Origin of the sequence: Ferrimonas balearica DSM 9799 (assembly GCF_000148645.1) — a bacterium.
Classification (GTDB): Bacteria; Pseudomonadota; Gammaproteobacteria; order Enterobacterales; family Shewanellaceae; genus Ferrimonas; species Ferrimonas balearica.
In genome coordinates this window covers 39,060-64,302 of record NC_014541.1, presented here as the reverse complement: position 1 = coordinate 64,302, position 25,243 = coordinate 39,060, and the positions used below count along the sequence as shown (strand labels likewise).

The window sequence follows — 25,243 nt, the reverse complement described above, 5'->3', positions numbered from 1 at the left end:
CCCGCGCAATTTCCCTCTCCCGCTTGCGCCCTGAGAGCCGTGAACTAGATTTTAACATGAGGTCGAAACTGACTCTTTTTCCATACGATATTTGGGCCTGACTCTGGTGCCCAGCATAGTGTTGTGTCTATTCGCAGGACGTTTGCGGAGGTCTCTATGCGTACTGTTGTCCCTTCTCATCTGGCATGTCTTAAGGCGGTCATCCCCCTCCGGGGCAGTTGACTGCCGACCCTCAATACTCAGCGTTTAGCGCCAGTTCCCAACTGGCTGATTGCTCATCAGTGGCGGTTTCGCTGCTGAGGGGTGTTTTTGTCTTTGTAAGCAGGATCAACAAGATGAAACGCACACCATCGGTTCCATTCAAACACCCAAGAACGGTGTTGTTGGTTGCCATGACGGCTGCGGGCATTGCCCTTCCCAGCCTCGCCGTCGTTCCTGAAGCCGACAATCCGATTTTCAATACACCGGCCAACTCTGCCGATTCCTGTATGGCGGACGCCTACATCGAGACCGGCGGCAAGGGCCTGAAAGACAAAGTCGGTCAGGTCATTAACTGTACCGCCGAAGATGTTGAGATCGCAGAAGTCACCGTCAAAGCGGTGGATGGCGAAACCTCATCAACCGGCGACTTCACCTGTACCCTCGGTGACACCATTGAGGTCACCGCCGACCTGCGTGTTCGCACCAATGCGGCCGAACGCTATGACACCACCTTCTTCGTTTCCCGGGATCTCGACTCCCCCCAGGTGGTTCAACAGGACGAGGAGGCGTGCAGCATTCTGATCCCGAAAAATGACTTCAAGGGAACGGGCAACGCCCAGAACCTGGATGCCGACCAATGCGGCGACATCGCCAAGTCCGGCCTGGTGAATGACGAGTACACCTTAGTGAACGCCGTGTTCACCATGACCTGTACCGCCTCTCCCGGCAGCGAGAGGGTGGAGTTTAACTACTGCGCCGCCTGGGATGTTCAGGAGGACCCGGCAAACTGCTCCGCCACCGGCGCGGCCCCGGGCCAGGAGCCCAGCTCCAAGTCGAAATGTAATTGCGACATCATCCCGCTGAACATCTTCATTCAGCCGGACCCGGCCAAAATCACCAAAACCCTCAAGAGTGCCAGCAACAGCGGTACCGAGCCGATGGCCACATTCGAGTACGAAGTGAAGATTGAGCGTGGCAGCACCGACGCGGATCTGGTGATCACCGACATCGATGATCTCTACCGCTCCGTTGCCGACAGCGGCAGCCCCAAGGTGGGCAGCAGCGATGCGCCCATCCTGTTTGATCTGGATGGCACCAACAGCGACACCACCATCGGCAACCTGACTCTGCTTGGTGCCGACAATAAGTGCTATGACACCGTGCCGGTCACCCTGACCGCCGCCAGTCCGACTTTCACCTGTACCTTTAAGGTCAAAGTCAGCGACGAAGACCTGCCGGATGCCCTCGACCCCACCGAAGCCACCCCGATGCCGCCAGCTGGCGAAGAGGAGTATCAGAACTTTATCCGCATCACTTCGGTCGACCTCAATGGCGACAACATTGGTGACAACACCTGTGACGTCACTGACAACCTCACCAGCAACGATGAGGGCAACTGCTCCAACGTCATCGCCGTTAAGATCACCAATGTTGATCCGAGCATCGTCATCACCAAAACCCCGGTGGCAGGCCCCGGCCTGCAAAACATCGGTGGGGCCTGGTTTGTTGAGGATCAGGGTCTGATCACCTATGAGATCACCATCACCAACAACAGCACCGTCGACGCCCTGAGCCTTCTGGCCCTGACCGATACGTCGGTCACCAACCTGTTGAATGACAGCTCAGGAACGCCGGCCTGTAATACCTATCCCGCTTCGCTCAGTGCCAATGGAGGGAAATTTACCTGCCGCTACATCGTCAATGTCACTCTCGTTGATGGTGCAAGTTACCCGAACACGGTCAACGTTGACGCCAAGGACAATGAGAATCGCCGTACCGACGATATGGCAATGGTGACCATCACCCGAGCCACCCCGAGCGTGGTTCTGGTGAAGAAAGTGGCCAAGTCCGGTGATGTGGGCATCCCCACCCCGGCAATCGATTCCGCCAGCTTTATGGATTCGGTCACCATCGACGAGCCCGGTGGCAGTGCCCATCCGGTGGTCTATCGCTTTACCGTCACCAACAACAACACAACCACCAAGGAAGACCTCACCCTCAACAGCCTGGAGGACAACGTCCTGTTTGGCAGCGTTCGCGCCACCGCAGCTCCGGTGCAGCGCAGCGATGAGTGTGCTTTCCCGCAGACTCTCGTCTTCGGTACCCCTTACGTCTGTACCCTGGTGGCCTATGTGGACGGGAACGCGACGAATGTCAGCGATACCGCCTACGATGACACTCAACTGGTCAACACCGCGTTTGTGAAAGCGACCAGTACGCAAGGCAAGCAGATTCAGTCCCAGCCGGACAGCGCCACCGTGCTGTTTAAAGATGTGCCGCCCACCGTTACCGGCAAATATGGCCTGGCGGGCACCATCTTTATCGCTGTGAAGAACACCAGCTTCGAAGCGATCTGGCTCAGCGAACTGAGCATCTTCAATACACCGGTGAAGGACGGCAACCTGTTCAATGGTTACCGTATCGTCAACGATGGCGGCACCCTGACCGGCATTGATGAAGACCCGACCACTCCGGTCTCTGATGCGCCTCTTGCCTGTGAGGAACCGGGTTACACCCTCAAGCTGGATCCGGGTGAAGAGTACGTCTGTGCCTTTACCGTGGAACTGGCAGACTTCAACGAAGGGGACTTTGCGGAATTCCAGGCCGACATTCTGCGCGGCGCACCGAACCGCAATGTTGTCGTGAAGTTTGTCGATGAGGAGGGAACCCCAGTCACCACCGACGCCGAAGTGCAGGTGAAGACCGGCGATAACATCGACCAATAAACGCACCATGAAACCTTGCAAACCGGCCCCTCGGGGCCGGTTTTTTTTGAACCGGATTTCGCTCCCGAACCGACCCGGATCAACGATCATCACCGCGCTCTCTCCCTACACTGGCTCAATATCCAGACTCGAGAGCCCGCCACACCTATGCTGCGAACCATCACTGTTTTTACCGCCGGCGCTCTGGCCGGGGGCCTCACCGGAGCACTGGTGGCCCACCATTGGCTGACCCCGCAGCCGCCGGTCTGCCCGCCTCAGGTTCCCTGCAATGCCGATGCGGATGAACTGGCGATGCTGCAGTGGGAAAACCGCATGCTGGTGGCCATGGTGCAGGCCGGACTCCGCGGCGACATCTCCGGGCATATCCAGACCTTCAGCGCCATGCAGGCGCCGCCAAAAACCAACCCCACTGCAACGCCCCAACCCGTCACAAGCCCTGCTGCACCCGCACAGCCGCCCACTGGAGCCGCCGCCGATGCACTGGTCGAGCGCCTGACCCGGGCCGATCTGAAACTGCAGCGCCAGGCACTGGCTGAGGGCTGGGCCACCGATGAGCGCTTGGTCCGTGAACGCCAGGCCCTGTGGGATCAGGCCCGCCGCCAGCTCTCGGACCACGACTACATGAACGCCCTGCACCGGGCAGGCCGCCCCAACCGCCTGCTGGTGGATGCGGTAAAACGGGACATCAAGGGGTTGCAGCATGGGGATGTGATCTGGGCGCTGGATGGCCGACGGATCCTCACCCGGGCCGAATACCGCGATTATCTGGCCACGCTGCCGGAGCAGACGCTGGTCACCGTGGAGATCCGCCGCAACGGCCAAAGCCAGCAGCTTTCGGTCAGCGGCCTGGCCAGCGGACTCTCGCTGATTGCCGATTCCGTCCCTGCGCCTGAGTAGAAGCTGCACACCCAATTGTCTCCACTGGGTTTTTCCACCCTGGGTTCGCTATGATGAAAACAAATCCCCAAGCCAAACCCGCCATGTCGAGCGAACAATTTATCCTTGCCCTGGATCAGGGCACCACCTCCAGCCGCGCCCTGCTGTTTAACCGCCAGGGCACCATCCTTGGCAGCGCCCAGCGCGAATTTACCCAACACTACCCACAATCCGGCTGGGTCGAGCACGACGCCATGGAGATCTGGGCCAGCCAGCGTGCGGTACTGACCGAGGTGCTGGCACGCTGTGGTGTCCGCCATGAGCAGGTGGCCGCCATCGGCATCACCAACCAGCGGGAAACCACGGTGATCTGGGACGCCGAAACCGGCCAGCCCATCCACAATGCCATTGTCTGGCAGTGCCGCCGCACCGCCGACCTGTGCGAAGCGCTCAAAGCCAAAGGGCTGGAACAGCACGTCCGTGATACCACCGGATTGGTGCTCGACCCCTACTTCTCCGGCACCAAGATCGCCTGGCTGCTGGACCAGGTTCCCGGTGCCCGGGAGCGGGCAGAACGGGGCGAGCTGCGCTTCGGCACCATCGACTGCTGGCTACTGTGGCAACTGACCGACGGCGCCGTGCACGCCACCGACCGCACCAACGCCGCCCGCACCCTGCTGTGGGACATTCACCAGCAGCGCTGGGACCCCACCCTGCTGGACGCCCTGAACATTCCCGCCAGCCTGCTGCCTGAGGTGAAAAGCAGTCAGGAGCTGTTTGGCCACGCCCAGATTGGTCGCGCCCGCATTCCGGTGGCTGGCATCGCCGGTGACCAGCAGGCGGCCCTGTTCGGCCAGCTCTGCACCCAACCGGGGATGGCCAAAAACACCTATGGCACCGGCTGCTTTATGCTGATGCACACCGGCGACCAGGCGGTGCAGTCCCGCCATGGGCTGCTGACCACCATCGCCTGCAGTGGCCCGGAACAGGTGGAGTACGCGCTTGAGGGCGCGGTGTTTATGGGCGGCGCCAGCGTGCAGTGGCTGCGGGATGAGCTGGGGCTCATTCGCCACGCCAGTGAAACCCAGGCTCTGGCCCAGTCGGTGCCGGACACCGCTGGCGCTTACCTGGTGCCAGCCTTTACCGGGCTGGGTGCGCCCTACTGGGATCCCTACGCCCGCGGTGCGCTGGTGGGCCTGACCCGAGGCTGCAACCGCCAGCACATTGTCCGCGCCACACTGGAATCCATCGCCTATCAGAGCCGCGACCTGCTGGATGCCATGCAGCTGGACGCCGCCCTGCCGTTGACCGAGCTCCGGGTCGACGGAGGGGCCGTGGCCAATGACTTTCTGATGCAGTTCCAGGCCGACATCCTCGCCACCCCGGTGCTGCGCCCCCATAACCGGGAGAGCACCGCCGCCGGCGCCGCCTATCTGGCGGGCCTGACCGTCGGCTACTGGCCGGATCGCGCCAGCCTGGCCGGACTGAACCAGACCGAACGCCGCTTCGAGTCCACCATGGATGACACTCAGCGCCAGCAGCTCTATTCGGGCTGGCAGGATGCGGTGGGGCGTACCCTGGTCACCAAGGCACCACACCCGGGATCCGGTCAGTAAACAGTCCATTCACCCCTGCATCAACCGCTCGGAAATGTCCTGTTCACAAGCTCGATCCGGTGCACAATTCTGAAGATATTAAGGGGCTTAAGTTAGTACAGTCGGCAATGTTAGCGCTCTAATAGTGGAATAACTTTTAACCAGGAGTCGCTGCCACCATGGCCAACACCGCCGACTGTCCCGCCGCCCGCCTGCATCGCTGGGCACGGCCGACCACCCTCGTCATTGCGGCGCTGGGTGCCTGGATTCAATCCATCCCGGTGATGCTGCTGGGGCTGACTGGCCTGGTGGTCCTGGCCGTTCATCTGGTTCGACTGAAAGAGAGCCGCTCCTTTAAGCTGCAAAGCGAGCAGGAGATGGTGGCGGCGCAGACCCATCTTGAGCAGGCCATGATGCTTGCCCTGGGCGTTTGTGGCACCATGCTGACTCTGCATCTGCTGTGGCTGCATCAACTCAACCTGGCACTGATGCTGGTGGTCACTGCGGCCATCACAAAAACCGTCTGGAATGTCATCTATCTGGGTCGACCGGGGCTGGGCAGCAGCCTGATCACCCTGACTCTGACCGTCAGCCTGTTGTGGACCCTGACCCTCTGAGTCCGTTGCCTCGCGGATCACAATCTTCGGGGCCTTACCTTGACATAATGCAGTGGTGATTTTTAATTTCAGTGGTTTACCCACTTCTTTCAGACAAGGTGGTACAGCATCCTTCCGGTACAACACCCTCTGGCCAGCGCCATCGAGCGACTCAGGCTGCGGTTGGCCCAACTGGAGTGCCAGCCCCCAGGCCACCTCTGTCTGCAGCTGAGTGAACCGCTTGATGCGCCGCCGCTGATCGCCTGGTTGGCGAACCAGTCTGAACTGCCCAGAATTTACTGGCGCGGCCGCCGCGACGGTGAAGAGATCGCCGCCATCGGCGCCGCTTTGGATCTGCACTTCGACACCCTGCCCTCCGCCGAAGAGCTGGACCGGCTCTACAACAAGTACCTGGGTGCCGGTCAGGATACCCAGCTGCGACTCTACGGTGGCCACGCCTTCGATACCCAGCAACCGGCATGGCCCGATTTTGGCCAGGCCCGCTTTGTGTTGCCGCGCATTGAGATCCGCCGTCATGGCGAGCAGGCGCAACTGCTGCTCAACCTCTGTGGCCAGGAGCGCCCCTGGCAGCAGGAGCTGGAACGGGCGCGCACGGCCCTCGATGCCATCCAGTCTGCGGCACCGCTGTCGCCGCTTGGCCCGGCCCACGTCCTGGCCCGCCAGGACACCCCGGACCAGCCACGCTGGCGCGAGCTGGTTGAACAGATCACCGACCCAGCCTTCCTTGCCGCCACCCCCAAAGTGGTGATGGCCCGCGAAACCCGGCTGACCACCAGTGCCCTGCCCAACCATTGGACCGTGCTGCACGCCTGGCAACTGTTGAACCCCGGCAGCTACCAGTTCGGCTTCCAGTTCACCGACAGCCACAGCTTTATCAGCTGTACACCGGAGCGCCTGTTCCACCGCCACGGCCGTGAACTGTCCACCGAGGCGCTGGCCGGCACCACCACCCGCGGCTTTACCGAGGCCGAGGATGAAGCGCTGGCCAACGCGCTGTTGGCGGACGGCAAGAACAGCAACGAGAACCTGTTGGTCCGCCAGCTGATCGAACAACAACTGGGCCCCCTGAGCGACTACGTCGGCTCGGAGGAGACCCCCACCATTCTCAAGCTCAACCACATTCAGCACCTGCACCGCTCGATTCGGGCCGAGCTCAAAGCCGGGGTCAATGACCTGCAGCTGCTCGGTGCCCTGCACCCCACCCCCGCAGTGGGCGGGCTGCCACGCGAATCCGCCATGAGCTTTATCCGCCAGCGGGAAGGCTTTGCCCGGGGCTGGTATGCCGGGGCCTGCGGCTACTTCGGTGCCCATGAAACCGAGTTTGCCGTGGCCATCCGCAGCGCCCGTTTTGAATCGGAGCGCGTCACCCTGTATGCCGGAGCCGGCATCGTGGCCCACTCCGAAGCCGACGCCGAGTGGCAAGAGCTGAACAACAAACTGACTACGGTACTCGGGATCCTAAACGGACTATGAACACCTCGCACTGCGCCGAATTGAACCTGTTGTGGGCGCGACTGATGCTGGAGGAGTTGCACCGCCTTGGTGTGCGTCATCTCTGCCTGGCACCGGGTTCCCGCTCCACCCCGCTGACCCTGGCTGCGGCCGGTCACGACGGTTTCCAACGCCACACCCATTTCGATGAACGGGGCCTGGGCTTCGCCGCCCTCGGCCTGGCCAAAGCCAGCCAGAGCCCGGTCGCCATCATCACCACCTCCGGCACCGCCGTCGCCAACCTCTATCCGGCGGTGATCGAAGCCTATCAGACCGGCGTTCCGCTGGTGGTGCTATCCGGTGACCGACCGCCGGAGCTGATCGCCTGTGGTGCCAACCAGGCCATCATCCAGCCAGCCATCTTTGCCAACTACGCCCGTCGTCTCGACCTGCCGACCCCAAGCCTGGAGATCCCGCCGCAGACCCTGCTGGCCCAGCTCGACCAGGTGATGGTGGATCTCGACCGCCCGCTGCACATCAACTGCATGTACCGCGAGCCGCTCTATCCGGAAGGCCTGGACGCGCCGTTTGAGACCTACCTGACACCGCTGAGTGAGTGGCGCAAAACCGCTGAGCCCTGGGCCGCTACCCCGGCCATGAGCCGCAGTGCCCTGCCCAGCGCCGACGACTGCTGCAGCTTTGCCCAGGGCAAGGGCATCATCGTGGTAGGCACCCTGGGCCCTCACCAGCAACCGGAACAGATTCTGGCTCTGGCCCGCCGACTGGGCTGGCCCATTCTGGCCGATGCCCAATCGCAACTGCGTCAGGCCGAGGGTGTGGTACACCACATCGACCAGCTGATGCATCACCCCAAGGCACTGAAGCTTCTGGGCAAAGCTGAACATCTGCTGCTGATTGGCGGACGTCTGCTCTCCAAGCGACTGATGAGCTTTATCGCCCAGCATCCGTGGCAGGCGTTCTGGCACTACATGGGCCACGCCGAGAATCTGGATCCGGCCCATCTGCGCAAGCGCCGCTTTGTCGGCAGCCTGCCGATGCTGGCCGCCCTGCCCTGGCCACTGCTGCCCGGCTCCGGCTGGGCCGATGCGCTGGAGTCCTACAGTGACGAAGTGGAACGGCTGGCCGCAGAGCAGCATGATCAGGGCGCATTGACCGAACTGTCCGCCGTCCGTCTGCTGTCGCGCCAACTGGGCGCTGACCAGCAGCTGTTTATCGGTAACAGCCTGCCGATCCGCCTGTTTGACATGTTGGCAGCCCCGGGTGATGCCCCGGCCATCTTCACCAACCGTGGCGCCTCCGGCATTGATGGCCTGCTCGCCACCAGCTGTGGCGTGGCAATGGCCGAAGGCAAACCGACGGTTCTGGTGGTAGGCGACCTGTCACTGCTGCACGACCTCAACTCCCTGGCATTGGCCCGCAGCCTGACCAGCCCGCTGGTGGTGATGGTGCTTAACAACGACGGCGGCAGCATCTTCAATATGCTGCCGGTGCCCAGTGACGCCCTGCGTCAGCAGTACTACCGCCTTGGCCACGGCTTTGGTTTTGAAGGGGCCGCCAGCCAGTTCCATCTGCCCTACCAGCGCCCCGACAGTCTGGATGCCCTGCAGCAAGCCCTCAGCGAAGGGCTGCAGCGTGACGGTGCCAGTGTGATCGAGGTGGTGGTGCCGCCCAACGAATCGGCCGAGCTGATTGTGGAGATGGCACGCCAGATCCGGGGCGATGACTGAGCACCCGCCTCTGCTGCAGGGACGGCGTTGGGGCCAGGGCGCCCCAATGCTGTTGCTGCACGGGTTTCTCGGTGATCACCGCGACTGGCCAGACGCACTGGGCCAGCAGTTCGACTGCCTGGCGCTGGACCTGCCGGGCCACGGCCTGAGCCGCACCCTCTCCGTCTCTGCCACTCCGGCGTTCGATGAGGTGGTGGCGCAGATCCTGGCCACGCTCGACCATCACCAGATTAACCGTTTCCACCTGCTCGGCTACTCACTGGGTGGCCGTCTCGCTCTGCATCTGGCACACGCTTTAGCCCAACACCAACCGCACCGGCTGCTGAGCCTCACTCTGGAATCCACCCACCCGGGCTTGACCGACGCCACACAGCGCCAGCAACGGTTGGCCAGCGACGCCGCCTGGCATCAGCGTATGGCCACCGAAGCCAATGCCGACTGGCTCGATGCCTGGTATCGACAGCCGGTGTTTGCCGACCTGTCGGAACCGCGCAGGGCAGAGATGGTGCAGGCCCGACTGGACAATGACCCCGCCGCTCTGGCGGCGCTCTACCTGGGCACCAGCCTGGGCCACCAGCACAACCTGCGACACCTCACTCTGGCCTGTCCGGTGCAGCTGATCAGCGGCGCCCGGGACAGTAAATTCCGCCAGCTGGCCGAGCAATGGCTCCAGCCCGGCTGGCAACACCAGGTGATAGAAGGCGCGGGCCACAACGTTCACCGCGCCCGTCCGGATGCCTTTCTTGCTACACTGCGGCCACTGTGACCAGTACCACCGCCATCAAGGAACGTGATGAAGCTCTATCCCTATGCCCTGCCACTGGCAACGCCGCTGCGTTTTGCCGGCCAAAGCCTGGACCAGCGCCACGGTCTGCTGATCAAGCTGGAGCGTGACGGCCACACCGGCTGGGGCGATTGCGCCCCGTTGCCGGGCTTCTCCCACGAATCACTGGCACAATGCCAGAGCGCCCTGCAGGCCCTGGCCTCAGGCCAAATCGACGAAGCGGCGCTGCCCCCTGCCGCCCGCTTTGCACTGGATTGCGCCCGCTGGCAGTGCGAGGGCCCACGGCGACTGACCCTGCCCGCCAACATCCCCCTGCTGGTGGGCACCCCCGAGCAACAACTGGCCCAGTTTGATGCCCTGACCACGCCCCCGGGTGAGGTCAAACTCAAGCTGGCAAGAGCGCCACTGGAGCAGGAGATCGCGCTGGTTTATGCCCTGCTGGAGCGGCAACCGAAGCTGTTGCTGCGCATCGACGCCAACCGTGGCTGGAGCGCTGAGCAGGCCAGCCACTTTGCCGCCAGCGTTCCCCCGGCCGCTCTGCGCTATGTTGAAGAGCCCTGCGCCAACCTCAATGACAGCCTGCGCGTGGCAGCCCAGCATCGCCTGCCACTGGCACTGGATGAAACCACTCAGGTCGCCGACTACCAGTACGAGTCCCTGCCAGGTGTCAGGGCACTGGTGCTGAAGCCCACCCTGATAGGCAGCCTGGCGCGACTGCAACAACTGGTGCAACAGGCCCGTCTGGATGGCGTCGAAGTGGTGCTCTCCTCCAGCTTTGAGAGCAACATCGGCCTGACCCATCTGGCCCATCTGGCCGCCGAACTGACCCCAGACAGCGTGCCCGGACTGGATACCCTGGCGCCGCTGGGCGCCGATCTGCTGGAAGCCAACCCCTGGGGTCTGGCCAAGCCCGTGATCACCGAATCGGAGCTGACACCGCTATGAACCTAATCCTTTGCCCCCTGCACAGTGCCGCCCGTCGTTGGGGCGACGCCATTGCCGTGTGCGGACCGGAAGGCAGCCTCAGCTACGAAGCGCTGGATGGCCGGGTAACCGCCCTGGCTCATCACCTGGCCGGGCAAGGGCTACAGGCCGGTGACCATATCGGTTACCTGGGTCAGAACCGGCTGGAGGCGATTCTGCTGTTGTACGCCGCCATGCGCTTAGGCGCGGTCTTCGCCCCGCTCTCCCCGCGTTTTCCAGAGGCGCAGCGTGACCAGCTGATCCGCGAACTCGATATCCAGTGGTGCTGGAGCGAAGGGGAGCTGCCCGAAGGGGTACGCGCCCTCAGCGTGACCAGCGCCAGTGAGGCTCAGCGCTGGCAGGTGGACCTGGATCGACCGCTGACCCTGATCCTGACCTCCGGTTCCAGTGGCCATCCCAAGGCCGCCATGCATGGTCTGGCCCAGCATATTGCGGCCGCAGAAGGCAGCCACGACCAGACGCCGCTGAATCGGGGCGACCGCTGGTTGCTCAGCCTGCCCCTGTTCCACATCGGCGGGCTGGCCATCCTGTTCCGCTGCCTGAGCTGCGGAGCCACGGCAGTCCTTCCGGGGCATCAGGATCTGGCCAGCAACCTCAGGCAACAGCGCATCACCCACCTCTCTCTGGTCGCCACCCAACTGGTGCGGCTGCTGGAGCGCGACGACGCGGATGAGGTGATGCGCTCCATCACCACCCTGCTGCTGGGTGGCGGGGCCATTCCCGCCAGCCTGCTGGAGCGGCTCAAGCCCTACCCGATTAAGGTACTGACCAGCTACGGCATGACCGAGATGGGCAGCCAGATCACCACCGGTCCCGCCAATGATCAGGGCCTCTCCGGCTACCCCCTGGCGGGCCGTCAGGTACGCCTTAACGAAGGCCTTATCGAGGTTCGCGGCGATTGCCGCTTCCTCGGTTACTACGCCAACGGCACCCTGACCCGCCCGTTTGATCACGAAGGGTGGTTTGCCACCCGGGATCTAGGGCAGTTTGTCGGTGAGCAACTCAAGGTACTGGGCCGGGCCGATAACATGTTTGTCAGTGGCGGAGAGAACGTGCAGCCCGAAGCGATTGAGTCGGTACTGAAGCGCTGTGAGGGCGTTGAAGAGGCGATCATCATCCCGGTTGAGGATGAGGTGTTCGGCCATCTGCCGGTGGCCGTGGTGAAAGGCGCCTGGCAGCCGGAGCAATGGGAAAAGCGGGTACTGAAAAAGCTGCCGCGCTTTATGCGCCCGCGCCGTTACCTGCCCTGGCCGGAGGCGCTCAACCAGACGGGCCTGAAAGTGAGTCGCAAGGCGATTGCCGAGTACGTGCATCAGCAGGGTTGAACCAGCCTCAGGATTGTCCCGTTAGAGGGAATGCCATTTCACAAAGAGGGCATTCCCCATGGCTGACAAACACACCACCAACTGGCCGGAACTGGCCGCCGCACTGTACGACAAACTGTGCGAACGCAACGCCGAACTGACTTACGACTTTGCCAACGTTGAAGTGCAGGTGCCGAGTCACTCCGAAGAGGACGCTCAGCATGCGCGCTGGCGGGTTAACGGCCAGATCAGCATCCGCGCCCGCAACCAGTGAATACACCAATGCCCCGGGGGCTGGCCCTGGCCGGGCGATTAACGGTTGAACACCGGGGTGAACAATTCACTCTGCGGTGCCGGCCTCACCGGGTCCTGCTGTCTGTCTCATCGCTTATGCTGCTGTGGCACCTCAGGGCACTGAGGCGCTACGCCCCTGTCCCGAATCCGCTTAACTACCGGCCGGACTCCATCTGGATCGCCTGCCGCGGCAGGGTCTGCTTTCGGCTCCGTTCACAGCGTCACGGATTGGCGCTTCCCCTGTTCGGATACTGGCTGAACTGGCCATAAAAAAGGGGCCTCCAATGAGGCCCCTTTTCCGTACCAGATCGTTCGGCTATTACAGTCCGTAGGTGTAGCTTGCACCCAGGCCCAGGGGCAGACCGATGCCCCAGTAGATCAGCAGCCAGGCAGTCCAGGCAGCCAGCAGCGCCATGGAGTACGGCAGCATGGCGGCGATCAGGGTGCCGATACCGGTGTTCTTCACATACTTCTGGCAGTACACCACCACCAGCGGGAAGTACGGCATCAGCGGGGTGATGATGTTGGTGGAGGAGTCACCAATGCGGTAGGCCGCCTGGGACAGGTCCGGAGAGATGTTGAGTTGCATCAGCATCGGTACCAGAACCGGACCAATCAGAGCCCACTTGGCAGAAGCGGAGCCCATAAACAGGTTCACAAAGCCCACCAGGAACACCATGCCCACGATGGTCACGCCAGCCGGCATGCCCAGAGACTGCAGGAAGTTGGCGCCCTTAACGGCCAGCAGCACACCCAGATCAGACTGGGAGAACGCGGCGATGAACAGGGAGCAGAAGAACGCCATGACGATGTAGGCACCCATGCCTTCCATCGCCTTGTTCATGGACTTGATGATGTCGGCAGAGCTCTGGAATACGCCGTTGGCGTAACCGAATACCACACCCGGGATCACGAAGAAGATGAAGATCAGCGGAACGATGGCCTGCATCAGCGGCGCGCTGAAGTTGGTCAGGCTGCCACTGGCATCACGCAGGGTGGAGCTTTCCGGCATGGCCAGAACCGCCACCAGCACCATGGAGCCCAGCATCGCCAGGGAGGCCCAGCGGAACGCTTTGTTTTCGCGCTCACCAATCTCGTCCAGGGCCGGGGCATCGATGCCCTCATCCAGCGGGGTAGAACGCATCAGGCGCGGCTCCATCACCTTGTCGGTCAGGTACCAGATGATACCGATGATCGGCAGGGTGGAAGAGGCAGCGAAGAACCAGTTGTTCAGCGGGTTCAGCTGAATGTCCGCATCGAGGGTTTGCGCTGCAGCCTGGGTAAAGGATTGCAGCAGCGGGTCGATGGCAGACGGAATAAAGTTGGCACAAAAGCCACCGGACACACCGGCGAACGCCGCCATGATACCGGCAATCGGGTGACGGCCTACGGCGTAGAAGATCACGCCAGCCAGCGGAATCACCACCACGTAGCCCGCGTCAGTCGCGGTGTGGGAGATGATACCTACCGCAACCACAGCCGGGGTGATCAGCTTCACCGGGGTGATGCGCAGCATCTTTTTCAGGGCGGTGTTGATAAAGCCGGAGTGTTCGGCCACGCCCACACCCAGCATCGCAACCAGTACCACGCCCAGTGGGGCAAATGCGGTAAAGGTTTTGACCATACCGGTCAGGAAGCTGGTCAGGGATTCGGCAGTCAGCAGGTTTTTGATTACGACCGCTTCGCCGGTGCGCGGGTCGATCTCAGTAAAGCTCATGTTGGACAGCAGGGCTGATACACCCCACACAACCAACATCAGACAAAGGAACAGGATGGCCGGATCAGGGAGTTTGTTCCCCACTTTCTCAATGCCATCCAGAATACGGGCCAGACGCCCGTTTTCAGATTGCGGCGCTTGTGCTTCGGAGCTCATGGTTTGTTTCCACTTTATTATCGGTATAGACCTGGTTCGGACAGTAGATAGTGCCACCACCTATGGTCAATTGCCCAGCAAAGTGTGCTTTTTCCGCCCGAGTTCACAGTTTCTCCCCCCGCCTTCTGATGGCCCTGCCTCACGTTGGCCACTTCGCACATTGATTTTATTAAACGAGTGTTCGAAGTTTGACCGGTATCACATAACAACAACATGGAGATAACAAGATGCGGGAGAAGCGATCCTGGTTACTGCCGACCCTATTGGCGTCCGCAGTGGCCCTCAACCTGGCCGGGTGCGGCAGCGACGATGAAACCGTAACGGTCACGCCACCGCCGCCGACCACCACCCCGCCGGAGCCGGAAGGACCGACCTTCCCGGAAGGCGCCATCATGGTCGAAGTGGGTGAGAACCTCGGCGCCAACATCACCGAAGCCTTTATTAATGCCCAGAGTGGCGACGTCATCGTACTGCCGGAAGGCGAGTTCAAACTCGACCGCACCCTGCTGTTCGACGGCGACGCGGATGGAGATGGGGTGTTTGCCAAGAACGTGACCATCATGGGTTACGGTCAGGACAAAACCATCCTCGACTTCTCGGAAGCGGCCTCCGGGGACGGCATCTTTGTGCAGAACGCCGTCAACATCACCATTCAGGACCTGTCCGTTAACGAAGCCAAGAACAACGGCATCAAGCTGAAGAACTCCAACGGCATCATCCTGCGTCGTCTGGCCACCATCTGGGCTGGCGAGTTGAACGAAGAGAACGGCGCCTACGGTCTCTACCCGGTGGAGTGTCAGAATATCCTGATTGAAGACACCTACGTGCGCGGCTCCGCCGATGCGGGCATCTACGTGGGTCAGTCCGAATACATCGTGGTGCGTCGCAACGTGGCCATCGAAAACGTCGCGGGCATCGAGATTGAAAACTCCAAGTACGCCGACGTTTACGATAACCACGCGGTCGCCAACACCGGTGGTATTCTGGTGTTCGACCTGCCCATCGGTAACCACCGTTACGGCAGCAGCGTGCGGATCTTCGATAACCTGGTTGAAGGCAACAACACCAAGAACTTTGCCAACGCCAGCGCCAACCCGGCCGGGGTACACATCGTTCCGCCCGGCACCGGCATCATCATTCTGTCCACCGACGACGTTGAGATCTTCAACAACGTCATCCGCGACCACGACACCCTGTCCATTACCGCCTCCAGCTTCTTTATTGCTGAGCCGGACGTGACCGGGGCGTTCGCCATGAACTATGCCCAGCCCGGCGGCATCATCGATGATGGCTGGCGCGCGGTACCGCGCAATATCCACATCCACAGTAACGAGATCACCAACAGTGGCAGCAACCCCAATGGTTACCTGATCGAAGACATCATCGGCGCCTACACCCAGATCCACGGCGTGTTCCCGGCGATTCTGTACGATGGCCTCGGTGAAGCTGTGGCCAACAGCGGCCTGTTTGCCGGCCCGAGCGCGATGATTGATTACAAGGAGCCGCCGTTTGCCGCTGATGGCAGTGACAACGTCTGTGTGTCCAACAACGGCGACGTGTCCCTGGGTCAGCTCTACGCCGGTGACCACTCTCCCGCCACGCTGGAAGTGCCGGACATCCTGTTTGAGAGCAGCCAGGACAAGCTGATGAACTGTACCCAGGTATCGCTGCCGGTTCACACCGTCACCATCGGTGATGAGGTGTTCGGTTGTGGTATCGACGACGACACGGCCGGCTGTGATGGCGGTGAGACCGTCGGCAATGGCGGCAGCATCGGCGAAGGGGAAGGCGGACTGGTGGGTGACGGCGACCTGAGCCTGTGTGAAGCCAGCGGCAGCGAAGTGAACTGGAGTGCCCTGCTGGGCGCCAACTGCGCCAACCTGTCTGACTACAACCTGTTTGCCGACAGCGCCAATCCGAAAGGTGCAGCCAACAGCGGCGGCATGCCCTATGACCTGAACAGCCCGCTGTTCACCGACTACACCAGCAAGTACCGCTACGTGTTCGTCCCCGGTGGCGAAGCCGCAGCGTACGACGCGCAGGAGGTGTTCGACTTCCCGGTGGGTACCGTACTGGTGAAAACCTTCGCCATGCCGGATGACACTGCCACGCCGGGCAACGAAAACGAAGAGATCCTGGAAACCCGTCTGCTTATCCATCGTGAAGCCGGTTGGAGTGCCCTGCCCTACGTCTGGAACGCCAATAAAGACGAAGCGGTACTGGCCAAGCCTGGCAGCATCATGAATCAGTCCGTGGTCCACAAAGGTGAAACCATCGAGTTTGACTATGTGGTTCCGAGCCTGAACCAGTGTAAGCAGTGTCACCAGTACAGTGGTGAGGATGGCATCGCCCGCTTTATGCCGATTGGCCCGAAAGCCCGCCACCTCAATGGCAACTACGAGTACGCCGATGGCAGCACCAATCAGCTGACCGCCTGGACCGCCCACGGCATCCTGACCGGCACGCCGGCTGACCTGGCCTCCATCCCCACCGTTCCGGCCTTTGAGCTGCTGGGTAACGGTGACCTGAGCGGTGCCACCGACGCCGAAGTGATGGACCTGGCCAAGGGCTACCTGGACATCAACTGTGCGCACTGCCACCGCCCTGAAGGCAACGCCTCCAACACCGGCCTCAAGCTGGAGTACTGGCGTCCTTACGAGGGCAATGAGCAGGCCCACGGTGAGTGTAAGTCGCCGGTGGCCTATGGCGGCGGTTCCCTGGGTTACGACATCGTCCCGGGCAACCCGGATGAGTCCATCACCCACTTCCGCATGGCCGCCACCGAACCGGGTGACCGGATGCCGGAGATCGGCCGCAGCCTGGCCCATGACGCAGGGGTCGACCTGATCCGCGAGTGGATTACCCGCCTGCCTGCAGCCACCTGCTCCGAGTAAGCCTCAAAGGGCCGGCAATCGCCGGCCCTTTTTTGCTGAGGAATCCATCATGAAGTATCTCTACCTGCCCCTGCTGCTGGGCCTGCTAAGCTGCGGTGGCGGAGGGGAAAGCGCCTCTGAACCGCCTCCGCCGGAGCCTCCGGCACCACCGCCCACCAACCCGGACCCTGCCGACCCCGCTACGCCCTGTGACGCGGCCACCAGTGAAGTGAACTGGGACGCATTGATGAGCGAAAACTGCGAGCTGCTGTCTCAGTACGGCCTGTTTGTCGACCCGGCCGTGCCCACCCGGGATGCCCGTGTACCCGGCCTGCGATACCAGCTCACTACGGCGCTGTTCTCGGACTACGCCAGCAAGTATCGCTTCCTGTTCCTGCCCCCCGGGACACAGATGACCTACCACGATAGCGAAACCTTCGGCTTGCCAGTGGGTACCGTACTGGTGAAAACCTTTGCCCTGCCTGCGGATACCGCACTATCGGGTGATGACAATGAAACTGTGATTGAAACGCGGCTGCTGATCCATCGGGAGTCTGGATGGGTGGCGTTGCCCTATCTGTGGCAGGGCAACGATGCAGAGTTTACGCCGGCCGGCACTCTGGTGGCCCATCAGATGATCCACCAGGACGAGACCCTGGCCTTCAACTACGAAGTGCCCTCCCAGCCCCAATGCAAGATGTGTCACCAGCTGTCCGACGGCACCACGGCCCGGTTCAGTCCCATCGGCATCAAAGCCAGGCTGCTGAACCGTCCCGGTGACAACGGCAGCAACCAGCTGCAGCACTGGCTCAGCCAGGGCTGGCTGGACCGGGTACCGGAAAGTATCCCCACCGCCGCCGACCTGTATGACACCACGGCCAGCCTGACCGAACGGGCTAAAGGCTATCTCGATGTGAACTGTGCCCACTGTCATCGGGCCGAAGGGTTTGCCAGCATCTCAGGGCTGCGACTGGGCTACTTCGTTGACCACACCACCATGGAGTACGGCATCTGCAAACAGCCTCCGGGTTACGATGGTGGTGCAGCGGGTCTGGATTACGACATCGTGCCGGGCAACGGCCTCGCGTCCATCCTCCCCTACCGCATGGCGCACCTCGAGCCGAAAGATAAGATGCCACCGGTGGGACGGGCGGTGGTTCACGACTACGCCGTCGACCTGATACGCAACTGGATCGACACCCTGGACCCCGCACTGGGCAGTTGCCAGTAGGAGAATCAGCCCCGGCGCAGAAACGCGCCGGGGGGTTTGCCAATCCAGCGTTTAAACGCGTGGCGGAAGTTGCTGACGTCCCGGAAACCAAGACGCTCACCGATCCAGAGAATGTCGCTCTCACCCTGCTGCAGCCACTCAATGGCCAACTGACAGCGCACCTGATTGAGGATCTGCTGGTAAGAAGTCCCCATCTCGCTGAGTCGGCGACGCAGAGTACGGCGTGACACCATCAACTCCTCGGCCACCTGCTCCTGGGTCGGCCAGTTTTCCGGTACGGCCAGCAACAGCGTAATGATGCGGTTAACCAGCGACGTATCCTGAGCCGGCGGTTCCTGCTCCAGCTCCAGTGCCACGTCGGTCGGGCGCCAGAGCACCGGGGCTTCCAACTCTTGCAGATCGATGGCCCACTCGAAGAAGTCACCCTCGAAGTCCACCGGGCAGCCGAGCAGGTCTTCGTATTCGGTACGATCCACCGGCCAGGGCGCCGGTGCCGGGAAGCGCACCCAGCTCAGTTGCAGTGCTTCCCCACTTAACTCTTCGGCAATCGCCATCATTGAGCCCAGCCCCTGCTCAAAGACAAACTGCAGAGTCGCCGGTTCGATCTGCGCCACATTCACCCCCCGCACCACCAACTTGCCGTCTTCGATCCGCTCAAGGTTATCGGTGAAGCTGCCGGTCAGGTTCGGGTTCTGGCGGGTGATGTGGTAGGCCTCAGCCAACGTACGGGAGTGGGAAAGCGGGCCCTGCAACCCTTCCAGGTCACTGGCTTTAAAGGTACGGCCAAAGATCAGCCCCGCGGCTGGGGGTGGGAGGGATTGTGCCGCCAACTCCATCGCCTTCAGCATCTGCCAGGCCAGGATAAACTGACGCTGGGCCAGCTCCTTTGGGGCAATGTCGACACATCGCAGCAGAGCATCGCCCACCTCATCACCGCACTGTTCCACCAGGTAACGATGCAGCAAGCGAAGGTCAAATGCGGGATAGAGCAGATCCCCGTACAGAGCCGGGTGCTGTTGAATAAAGTGGTGGGACGATGGGGGATCGTCGTTAAGCCGTTCGGCCTCTGTTCCAAAAAACGTCACCATAGGGCTATGGTTTAACCGATATTCCCCGGAGAGTAAACCGAGCCAATGGGGGGAAATGAATTTTTTTACCCCGCTCAGCCGATAAAACGCACCAAAACGAAAAAACCCCGCCTCTTTCGAGACGGGGTTCGTTCTAATTAGGAGCCTGGCGGTGACCTACTCTCGCATGGCAACTGCCACACTACCATCGGCGCGGTCGCGTTTCACTTCTGAGTTCGGCATGGGATCAGGTGGGGCCACGACGCTATTGCCACCAGGCAAAAATCGTACAATTCGGAAAAGCTGTTTCTCGTTGTAAGCGCTTCTTACAAGGTCGGATATCCGACTCACAAAACCACTTGGGTGTTGTATGGTTAAGCCTCACGGGTCATTAGTACAGGTTAGCTCAACGCCTCACAACGCTTACACACCCTGCCTATCAACGTCGTAGTCTTCGACGGCCCTTTAGGACTCTCGAGGAGTCAGTGAGAACTCATCTTGAGGCTCGCTTCCCGCTTAGATGCTTTCAGCGGTTATCGATTCCGAACTTAGCTACCCGGCAATGCCACTGGCGTGACAACCGGAACACCAGAGGTTCGTCCACTCCGGTCCTCTCGTACTAGGAGCAGCCCCTCTCAATTCTCAAACGCCCACGGCAGATAGGGACCGAACTGTCTCACGACGTTCTGAACCCAGCTCGCGTACCACTTTAAATGGCGAACAGCCATACCCTTGGGACCGACTTCAGCCCCAGGATGTGATGAGCCGACATCGAGGTGCCAAACACCGCCGTCGATATGAACTCTTGGGCGGTATCAGCCTGTTATCCCCGGAGTACCTTTTATCCGTTGAGCGATGGCCCTTCCATTCAGAACCACCGGATCACTAAGACCTACTTTCGTACCTGCTCGACGTGTCTGTCTCGCAGTTAAGCTGGCTTATGCCTTTGCACTAACCTCATGATGTCCGACCATGATTAGCCAACCTTCGTGCTCCTCCGTTACTCTTTGGGAGGAGACCGCCCCAGTCAAACTACCCACCAGGCACTGTCCGCAATCCCGATAAGGGACCAACGTTAGAACATCAAACATACAAGGGTGGTATTTCAAGGACGGCTCCACAACGACTGGCGTCATTGCTTCAAAGCCTCCCACCTATCCTACACATGTAGGTTCAATGTTCAGTGCCAAGCTGTAGTAAAGGTTCACGGGGTCTTTCCGTCTAGCCGCGGGTACACTGCATCTTCACAGCGATTTCAATTTCACTGAGTCTCGGGTGGAGACAGCGTGGCCATCATTACGCCATTCGTGCAGGTCGGAACTTACCCGACAAGGAATTTCGCTACCTTAGGACCGTTATAGTTACGGCCGCCGTTTACCGGGGCTTCGATCAAGAGCTTCGTCCGAAAACTAACCCCATCAATTAACCTTCCGGCACCGGGCAGGCGTCACACCGTATACGTCCTCTTACGAGTTTGCACAGTGCTGTGTTTTTGATAAACAGTTGCAGCCACCTGGTATCTGCGACTCCCACTAGCTTAGAGAGCAAGTCTCATCACCGGCAGGAGCGTACCTTCTCCCGAAGTTACGGTACCATTTTGCCTAGTTCCTTCACCCGAGTTCTCTCAAGCGCCTTGGTATTCTCTACCTGACCACCAGTGTTGGTTTGGGGTACGGTTGCTAATTACCTGAAGCTTAGAAGATTTTCCTGGAAGCATGGCATCAACCACTTCACCACCGTAGTGGCTCGTCATCAGCTCTCAGCGTTATGTGAACCCGGATTTGCCTAAGTTCACCGCCTACTACCTTAAACACGGACAACCAACGCCGTGCTGGCCTAGCCTTCTCCGTCTCTCCATCGCAGTAATCAGCAGTACGGGAATATTAACCCGTTTCCCATCGACTACGTCTTTCGACCTCGCCTTAGGGGCCGACTCACCCTGCCCCGATTAACGTTGGACAGGAACCCTTGGTCTTCCGGCGAGCGGGTTTTTCACCCGCTTTAACGTTACTCATGTCAGCATTCGCACTTCTGATACGTCCACGGAACTTCTCAATTCCGCTTCAACCGCTTACAGAACGCTCCTCTACCAAGCACAACAAGTGTGCTTCCGCAGCTTCGGTGTATCGCTTAGCCCCGTTACATCTTCCGCGCAGGCCGACTCGACTAGTGAGCTATTACGCTTTCTTTAAAGGGTGGCTGCTTCTAAGCCAACCTCCTAGCTGTCTAAGCCTTCCCACATCGTTTCCCACTTAGCGATAACTTTGGGACCTTAGCTGGCGGTCTGGGTTGTTTCCCTCTCCACGACGGACGTTAGCACCCGCCGTGTGTCTCCCGTGATTGCACTCATTGGTATTCGGAGTTTGCATGGGGTTGGTAAGTCGGGATGACCCCCTAGCCCAAACAGTGCTCTACCCCCAATGGTGAGACACGAGGCGCTACCTAAATAGCTTTCGAGGAGAACCAGCTATCTCCCGGTTTGATTGGCCTTTCACCCCTAGCCACAAGTCATCCGCTAATTTTGCAACATTAGTCGGTTCGGTCCTCCAGTACCTGTTACGGCACCTTCAACCTGCCCATGGCTAGATCACCGGGTTTCGGGTCTACACCCTGCAACTATGACGCCCAGTTAAGACTCGGTTTCCCTACGGCTCCCCTATTCGGTTAACCTTGCTACAGAATGTAAGTCGCTGACCCATTATACAAAAGGTACGCAGTCACCCTCGAAGGGCTCCTACTGCTTGTACGTACACGGTTTCAGGTTCTATTTCACTCCCCTCACAGGGGTTCTTTTCGCCTTTCCCTCACGGTACTGGTTCACTATCGGTCAGTCAGGAGTATTTAGCCTTGGAGGATGGTCCCCCCATGTTCAGACAAGATAACACGTGTCCCGTCCTACTCGATTTCACACTGTGGTCGTTTTCATGTACGGGGCTATCACCCTGTGTCGCCAAGCTTTCCAGCTTGTTCCACTAACTTCCTCAATGCTTAAGGGCTAATCCCCGTTCGCTCGCCGCTACTAAGGGAATCTCGGTTGATTTCTTTTCCTCTGGGTACTTAGATGTTTCAGTTCCCCAGGTTCGCCTCAGTTACCTATGTATTCAGTAACTGATGACACCTTATGGTGCCGGGTTTCCCCATTCGGACATCTCAGACTCAAGTGGCTCTTACCGCCTCATCTGAGCTTTTCGCAGGTTAGCACGTCCTTCATCGCCTCTGACTGCCAAGGCATCCACCGTGTACGCTTAGTCGCTTAACCATACAACCCCAAGGGGTCTTGCTTGAGCTTTGGTAGAACCAAATCTCGTTGCAACCGTAATGAGCTTTGCAAAGCACATTACGCATATGACGCAACCAAATGTTTCGTTATTCAGCTTTACGCTGAATCGCCGGATATCAAGACACTTGCAAGAAGTTTACTCTTACAATTTCTCGAGAAATTTATCAGCTTATCCAAATTGTTAAAGAGCAAGGCTTAAAAAAGCCAAAGGTAAATTATGCAATTTATCTTTGGCCTCTTATTCCCTAAGAGTAAGTGGTGGAGCTAAGCGGGATCGAACCGCTGACCTCCTGCGTGCAAAGCAGGCGCTCTCCCAGCTGAGCTATAGCCCCATACCGTGTGGCGAACCAATCCAGAAGATTGGTGGGTCTGAGTAGATTTGAACTACCGACCTCACCCTTATCAGGGGTGCGCTCTAACCAACTGAGCTACAGACCCATCGCCGTGCGCTGCAATTGCAGCCACTCTCTACTTTTCGTCAGACAATCTGTGTGAACACTCGACGCAGGCAAGAATTCATGTCGTTAAGGAGGTGATCCAGCCCCAGGTTCCCCTAGGGCTACCTTGTTACGACTTCACCCCAGTCATGAACCACAAAGTGGTGAGCGTCCTCCCGAAGGTTAAACTACCCACTTCTTTTGCAGCCCACTCCCATGGTGTGACGGGCGGTGTGTACAAGGCCCGGGAACGTATTCACCGTGGCATTCTGATCCACGATTACTAGCGATTCCGACTTCATGGAGTCGAGTTGCAGACTCCAATCCGGACTACGACCAGCTTTATGGGATTGGCTCACTCTCGCGAGTTGGCAACCCTTTGTACTGACCATTGTAGCACGTGTGTAGCCCTACCCGTAAGGGCCATGATGACTTGACGTCGTCCCCACCTTCCTCCGGTTTATCACCGGCAGTCTCCCATGAGTTCCCGCCATTACGCGCTGGCAACATAGGACAAGGGTTGCGCTCGTTGCGGGACTTAACCCAACATTTCACAACACGAGCTGACGACAGCCATGCAGCACCTGTCTCAGAGTTCCCGAAGGCACCAAACCATCTCTGGTAAGTTCTCTGGATGTCAAGGGTAGGTAAGGTTCTTCGCGTTGCATCGAATTAAACCACATGCTCCACCGCTTGTGCGGGCCCCCGTCAATTCATTTGAGTTTTAACCTTGCGGCCGTACTCCCCAGGCGGTCTATTTAATGCGTTAGCTTTGGAACCCACGCCTCAAGGGCACAGACTCCTAATAGACATCGTTTACGGCGTGGACTACCAGGGTATCTAATCCTGTTTGCTCCCCACGCTTTCGCATCTGAGCGTCAGTCTCTTGCCAGGGGGCCGCCTTCGCCACTGGTATTCCTTCAGATCTCTACGCATTTCACCGCTACACCTGAAATTCTACCCCCCTCTCAAGGACTCTAGCCCAAGCAGTATCAAATGCAATTCCCAGGTTAAGCCCGGGGCTTTCACATCTGACTGACTTGGCCGCCTGCATGCGCTTTACGCCCAGTAATTCCGATTAACGCTCGCACCCTCCGTATTACCGCGGCTGCTGGCACGGAGTTAGCCGGTGCTTCTTCTGCGAGTAACGTCACAGCTAGCGGGTATTAACCGCTAACCTTTCCTCCTCGCTGAAAGTGCTTTACAACCCGAAGGCCTTCTTCACACACGCGGCATGGCTGCATCAGGCTTTCGCCCATTGTGCAATATTCCCCACTGCTGCCTCCCGTAGGAGTCTGGGCCGTGTCTCAGTCCCAGTGTGGCTGATCATCCTCTCAAACCAGCTAGAGATCGTCGCCTTGGTGAGCCATTACCTCACCAACTAGCTAATCTCACTTAGGCTTATCCAATCGCGCAAGGTCCGAAGAGCCCCTGCTTTCCCCCGTAGGGCGTATGCGGTATTAGCAGTCGTTTCCAACTGTTGTCCCCCTCGACTGGGCAAATTCCTAAGCATTACTCACCCGTCCGCCGCTCGCCGCCCAACAAATCCCCCGAAGGTTCAATGTTGTCGCTGCCGCTCGACTTGCATGTGTTAGGCCTGCCGCCAGCGTTCAATCTGAGCCATGATCAAACTCTTCAATTAAAGATTTTGATTTGCTTCCGTAGAAGCTACTCAATGAATACTGAATTAACTTGGTGTCACTCAGTAGCATCGAGAAAATGATGATTTCTCAACACTGCGTGAGTGCCCACACAGATTGTCTGACAAATTGTTAAAGAGCGTCGCTTCGTTTTCTTACCGAAGCGGGATGCGCATTCTACGCTGTCCCTTAGTGAAGTCAAGCATTTTTTCGTTCTTTCGAAGCGAAGCGTTGAACTTCAAAACTTCAGGTTTTGTGCCTTTCGGCTCTTTCCCTGAAGCG

14 protein-coding genes, 2 tRNA genes and 3 rRNA genes are annotated in these 25,243 nt (G+C 59.7%); 12 read left to right on the top strand and 7 right to left on the bottom strand.

The window, feature by feature from the left end; translation table 11 throughout:
* Positions 1-335: 335 nt before the first annotated feature.
* The 10 genes from FBAL_RS00270 to FBAL_RS00225 all read left to right on the top strand — a co-directional run bounded on the left by FBAL_RS00270 (position 336) and on the right by FBAL_RS00225 (position 12,540).
* Complete coding sequence (locus FBAL_RS00270; RefSeq protein WP_013343569.1) at positions 336-2,927, top strand: hypothetical protein; 2,592 nt, start codon at positions 336-338, stop codon at positions 2,925-2,927.
* 147 nt (positions 2,928-3,074) lie between these two features.
* Positions 3,075-3,824 carry a PDZ domain-containing protein gene (locus FBAL_RS00265; protein ID WP_013343568.1) on the top strand — a complete coding sequence of 250 codons (750 nt, stop codon included), beginning with the start codon at positions 3,075-3,077 and terminating at the stop codon, positions 3,822-3,824.
* 83 nt (positions 3,825-3,907) lie between these two features.
* The gene (gene glpK, locus FBAL_RS00260) at positions 3,908-5,419 is read left to right on the top strand and encodes a glycerol kinase GlpK (RefSeq protein ID WP_041251110.1); all 1,512 of its coding nucleotides are present in this window, start codon (positions 3,908-3,910) and stop codon (positions 5,417-5,419) included.
* A 158-nt stretch (positions 5,420-5,577) separates the two neighbouring features.
* Positions 5,578-6,015 (top strand): hypothetical protein, encoded by a 438-nt coding sequence (locus tag FBAL_RS00255; protein WP_013343566.1) that lies wholly within the window; start codon positions 5,578-5,580, stop codon positions 6,013-6,015.
* A gap of 162 nt (positions 6,016-6,177) precedes the next feature.
* Positions 6,178-7,488 carry an isochorismate synthase gene (locus FBAL_RS00250; RefSeq protein ID WP_013343565.1) on the top strand — a complete coding sequence of 437 codons (1,311 nt, stop codon included), beginning with the start codon at positions 6,178-6,180 and terminating at the stop codon, positions 7,486-7,488.
* Entirely contained in the window at positions 7,485-9,194 is a 1,710-nt protein-coding gene (menD, locus tag FBAL_RS00245; RefSeq protein ID WP_013343564.1) for a 2-succinyl-5-enolpyruvyl-6-hydroxy-3-cyclohexene-1-carboxylic-acid synthase, read from the top strand. Before FBAL_RS00250 ends, menD begins: the two co-directional genes overlap by 4 nt.
* A complete protein-coding gene (menH, locus tag FBAL_RS00240; RefSeq protein ID WP_041251108.1) occupies positions 9,187-9,960 on the top strand; it encodes a 2-succinyl-6-hydroxy-2,4-cyclohexadiene-1-carboxylate synthase in 774 nt (257 codons plus the stop codon). Before menD ends, menH begins: the two co-directional genes overlap by 8 nt.
* Positions 9,961-9,987: 27 nt before the next feature.
* Positions 9,988-10,923: an o-succinylbenzoate synthase gene (gene menC / locus FBAL_RS00235; protein WP_013343562.1), complete on the top strand. Its 936-nt coding sequence runs from the start codon at positions 9,988-9,990 to the stop codon at positions 10,921-10,923.
* Positions 10,920-12,287 (top strand): o-succinylbenzoate--CoA ligase, encoded by a 1,368-nt coding sequence (gene menE, locus FBAL_RS00230; protein ID WP_013343561.1) that lies wholly within the window; start codon positions 10,920-10,922, stop codon positions 12,285-12,287. The genes menC and menE overlap by 4 nt, the downstream gene beginning before the upstream one ends.
* Positions 12,288-12,345: 58 nt before the next feature.
* Positions 12,346-12,540, top strand: a complete 195-nt coding sequence (locus tag FBAL_RS00225) for a hypothetical protein (RefSeq protein ID WP_013343560.1) — start codon at positions 12,346-12,348, stop codon at positions 12,538-12,540.
* 339 nt (positions 12,541-12,879) lie between these two features.
* Here the strand turns inward: FBAL_RS00225 and FBAL_RS00220 are convergent, their stop codons facing one another.
* On the bottom strand, positions 12,880-14,433 hold the full coding sequence (locus FBAL_RS00220) for an AbgT family transporter (RefSeq protein WP_013343559.1): 1,554 nt from the start codon (positions 14,431-14,433) through the stop codon (positions 12,880-12,882).
* Positions 14,434-14,660: 227 nt separating this feature from the next.
* Between FBAL_RS00220 and FBAL_RS00215 the strand changes: the two genes are divergently transcribed.
* Together FBAL_RS00215 and FBAL_RS00210 are read left to right on the top strand one after the other, a co-directional pair.
* Complete coding sequence (locus tag FBAL_RS00215) at positions 14,661-17,327, top strand: parallel beta-helix domain-containing protein (protein ID WP_013343558.1); 2,667 nt, start codon at positions 14,661-14,663, stop codon at positions 17,325-17,327.
* Between the two features lie 49 nt (positions 17,328-17,376).
* Positions 17,377-18,537 (top strand): SO2930 family diheme c-type cytochrome, encoded by a 1,161-nt coding sequence (locus tag FBAL_RS00210; protein ID WP_013343557.1) that lies wholly within the window; start codon positions 17,377-17,379, stop codon positions 18,535-18,537.
* 5 nt (positions 18,538-18,542) lie between these two features.
* On the opposite strand, the gene FBAL_RS00205 is transcribed toward FBAL_RS00210, so the two are convergent.
* From FBAL_RS00205 to FBAL_RS00180, 6 genes are all read right to left on the bottom strand, one after another.
* Entirely contained in the window at positions 18,543-19,625 is a 1,083-nt protein-coding gene (locus tag FBAL_RS00205; RefSeq protein WP_013343556.1) for an AraC family transcriptional regulator, read from the bottom strand.
* A gap of 143 nt (positions 19,626-19,768) precedes the next feature.
* Positions 19,769-19,883: ribosomal RNA gene (gene rrf / locus FBAL_RS00200) — 5S ribosomal RNA — on the bottom strand.
* Positions 19,884-19,974: 91 nt separating this feature from the next.
* A 23S ribosomal RNA gene (locus tag FBAL_RS00195) occupies positions 19,975-22,863 on the bottom strand.
* Between the two features lie 277 nt (positions 22,864-23,140).
* Positions 23,141-23,216, bottom strand: a tRNA-Ala gene (locus tag FBAL_RS00190).
* Between the two features lie 29 nt (positions 23,217-23,245).
* Positions 23,246-23,322: transfer RNA gene (locus FBAL_RS00185), tRNA-Ile, on the bottom strand.
* An 87-nt stretch (positions 23,323-23,409) separates the two neighbouring features.
* Positions 23,410-24,963, bottom strand: a 16S ribosomal RNA gene (locus tag FBAL_RS00180).
* Together the 16S, 23S and 5S rRNA genes with 2 tRNA genes alongside form the textbook arrangement of a ribosomal RNA operon.
* Positions 24,964-25,243 lie beyond the last annotated feature (280 nt).

Bases quoted from the DNA above. Each gene is read 5' to 3' on its own strand.
- FBAL_RS00210 (WP_013343557.1), top strand. From the start codon at position 17,377: ATGAAGTATCTCTACCTGCCCCTGCTGCTGGGCCTGCTAAGCTGCGGT.
- FBAL_RS00255 (WP_013343566.1), top strand. From the start codon at position 5,578: ATGGCCAACACCGCCGACTGTCCCGCCGCCCGCCTGCATCGCTGGGCA.
- menD (WP_013343564.1), top strand. From the start codon at position 7,485: ATGAACACCTCGCACTGCGCCGAATTGAACCTGTTGTGGGCGCGACTG.
- FBAL_RS00220 (WP_013343559.1), bottom strand. From the start codon at position 14,433: ATGAGCTCCGAAGCACAAGCGCCGCAATCTGAAAACGGGCGTCTGGCC.
- FBAL_RS00225 (WP_013343560.1), top strand. From the start codon at position 12,346: ATGGCTGACAAACACACCACCAACTGGCCGGAACTGGCCGCCGCACTG.
- FBAL_RS00270 (WP_013343569.1), top strand. From the start codon at position 336: ATGAAACGCACACCATCGGTTCCATTCAAACACCCAAGAACGGTGTTG.
- FBAL_RS00205 (WP_013343556.1), bottom strand. From the start codon at position 19,625: ATGGTGACGTTTTTTGGAACAGAGGCCGAACGGCTTAACGACGATCCC.
- menE (WP_013343561.1), top strand. From the start codon at position 10,920: ATGAACCTAATCCTTTGCCCCCTGCACAGTGCCGCCCGTCGTTGGGGC.
- menH (WP_041251108.1), top strand. From the start codon at position 9,187: ATGACTGAGCACCCGCCTCTGCTGCAGGGACGGCGTTGGGGCCAGGGC.
- FBAL_RS00215 (WP_013343558.1), top strand. From the start codon at position 14,661: ATGCGGGAGAAGCGATCCTGGTTACTGCCGACCCTATTGGCGTCCGCA.
- menC (WP_013343562.1), top strand. From the start codon at position 9,988: ATGAAGCTCTATCCCTATGCCCTGCCACTGGCAACGCCGCTGCGTTTT.
- FBAL_RS00265 (WP_013343568.1), top strand. From the start codon at position 3,075: ATGCTGCGAACCATCACTGTTTTTACCGCCGGCGCTCTGGCCGGGGGC.
- glpK (WP_041251110.1), top strand. From the start codon at position 3,908: ATGTCGAGCGAACAATTTATCCTTGCCCTGGATCAGGGCACCACCTCC.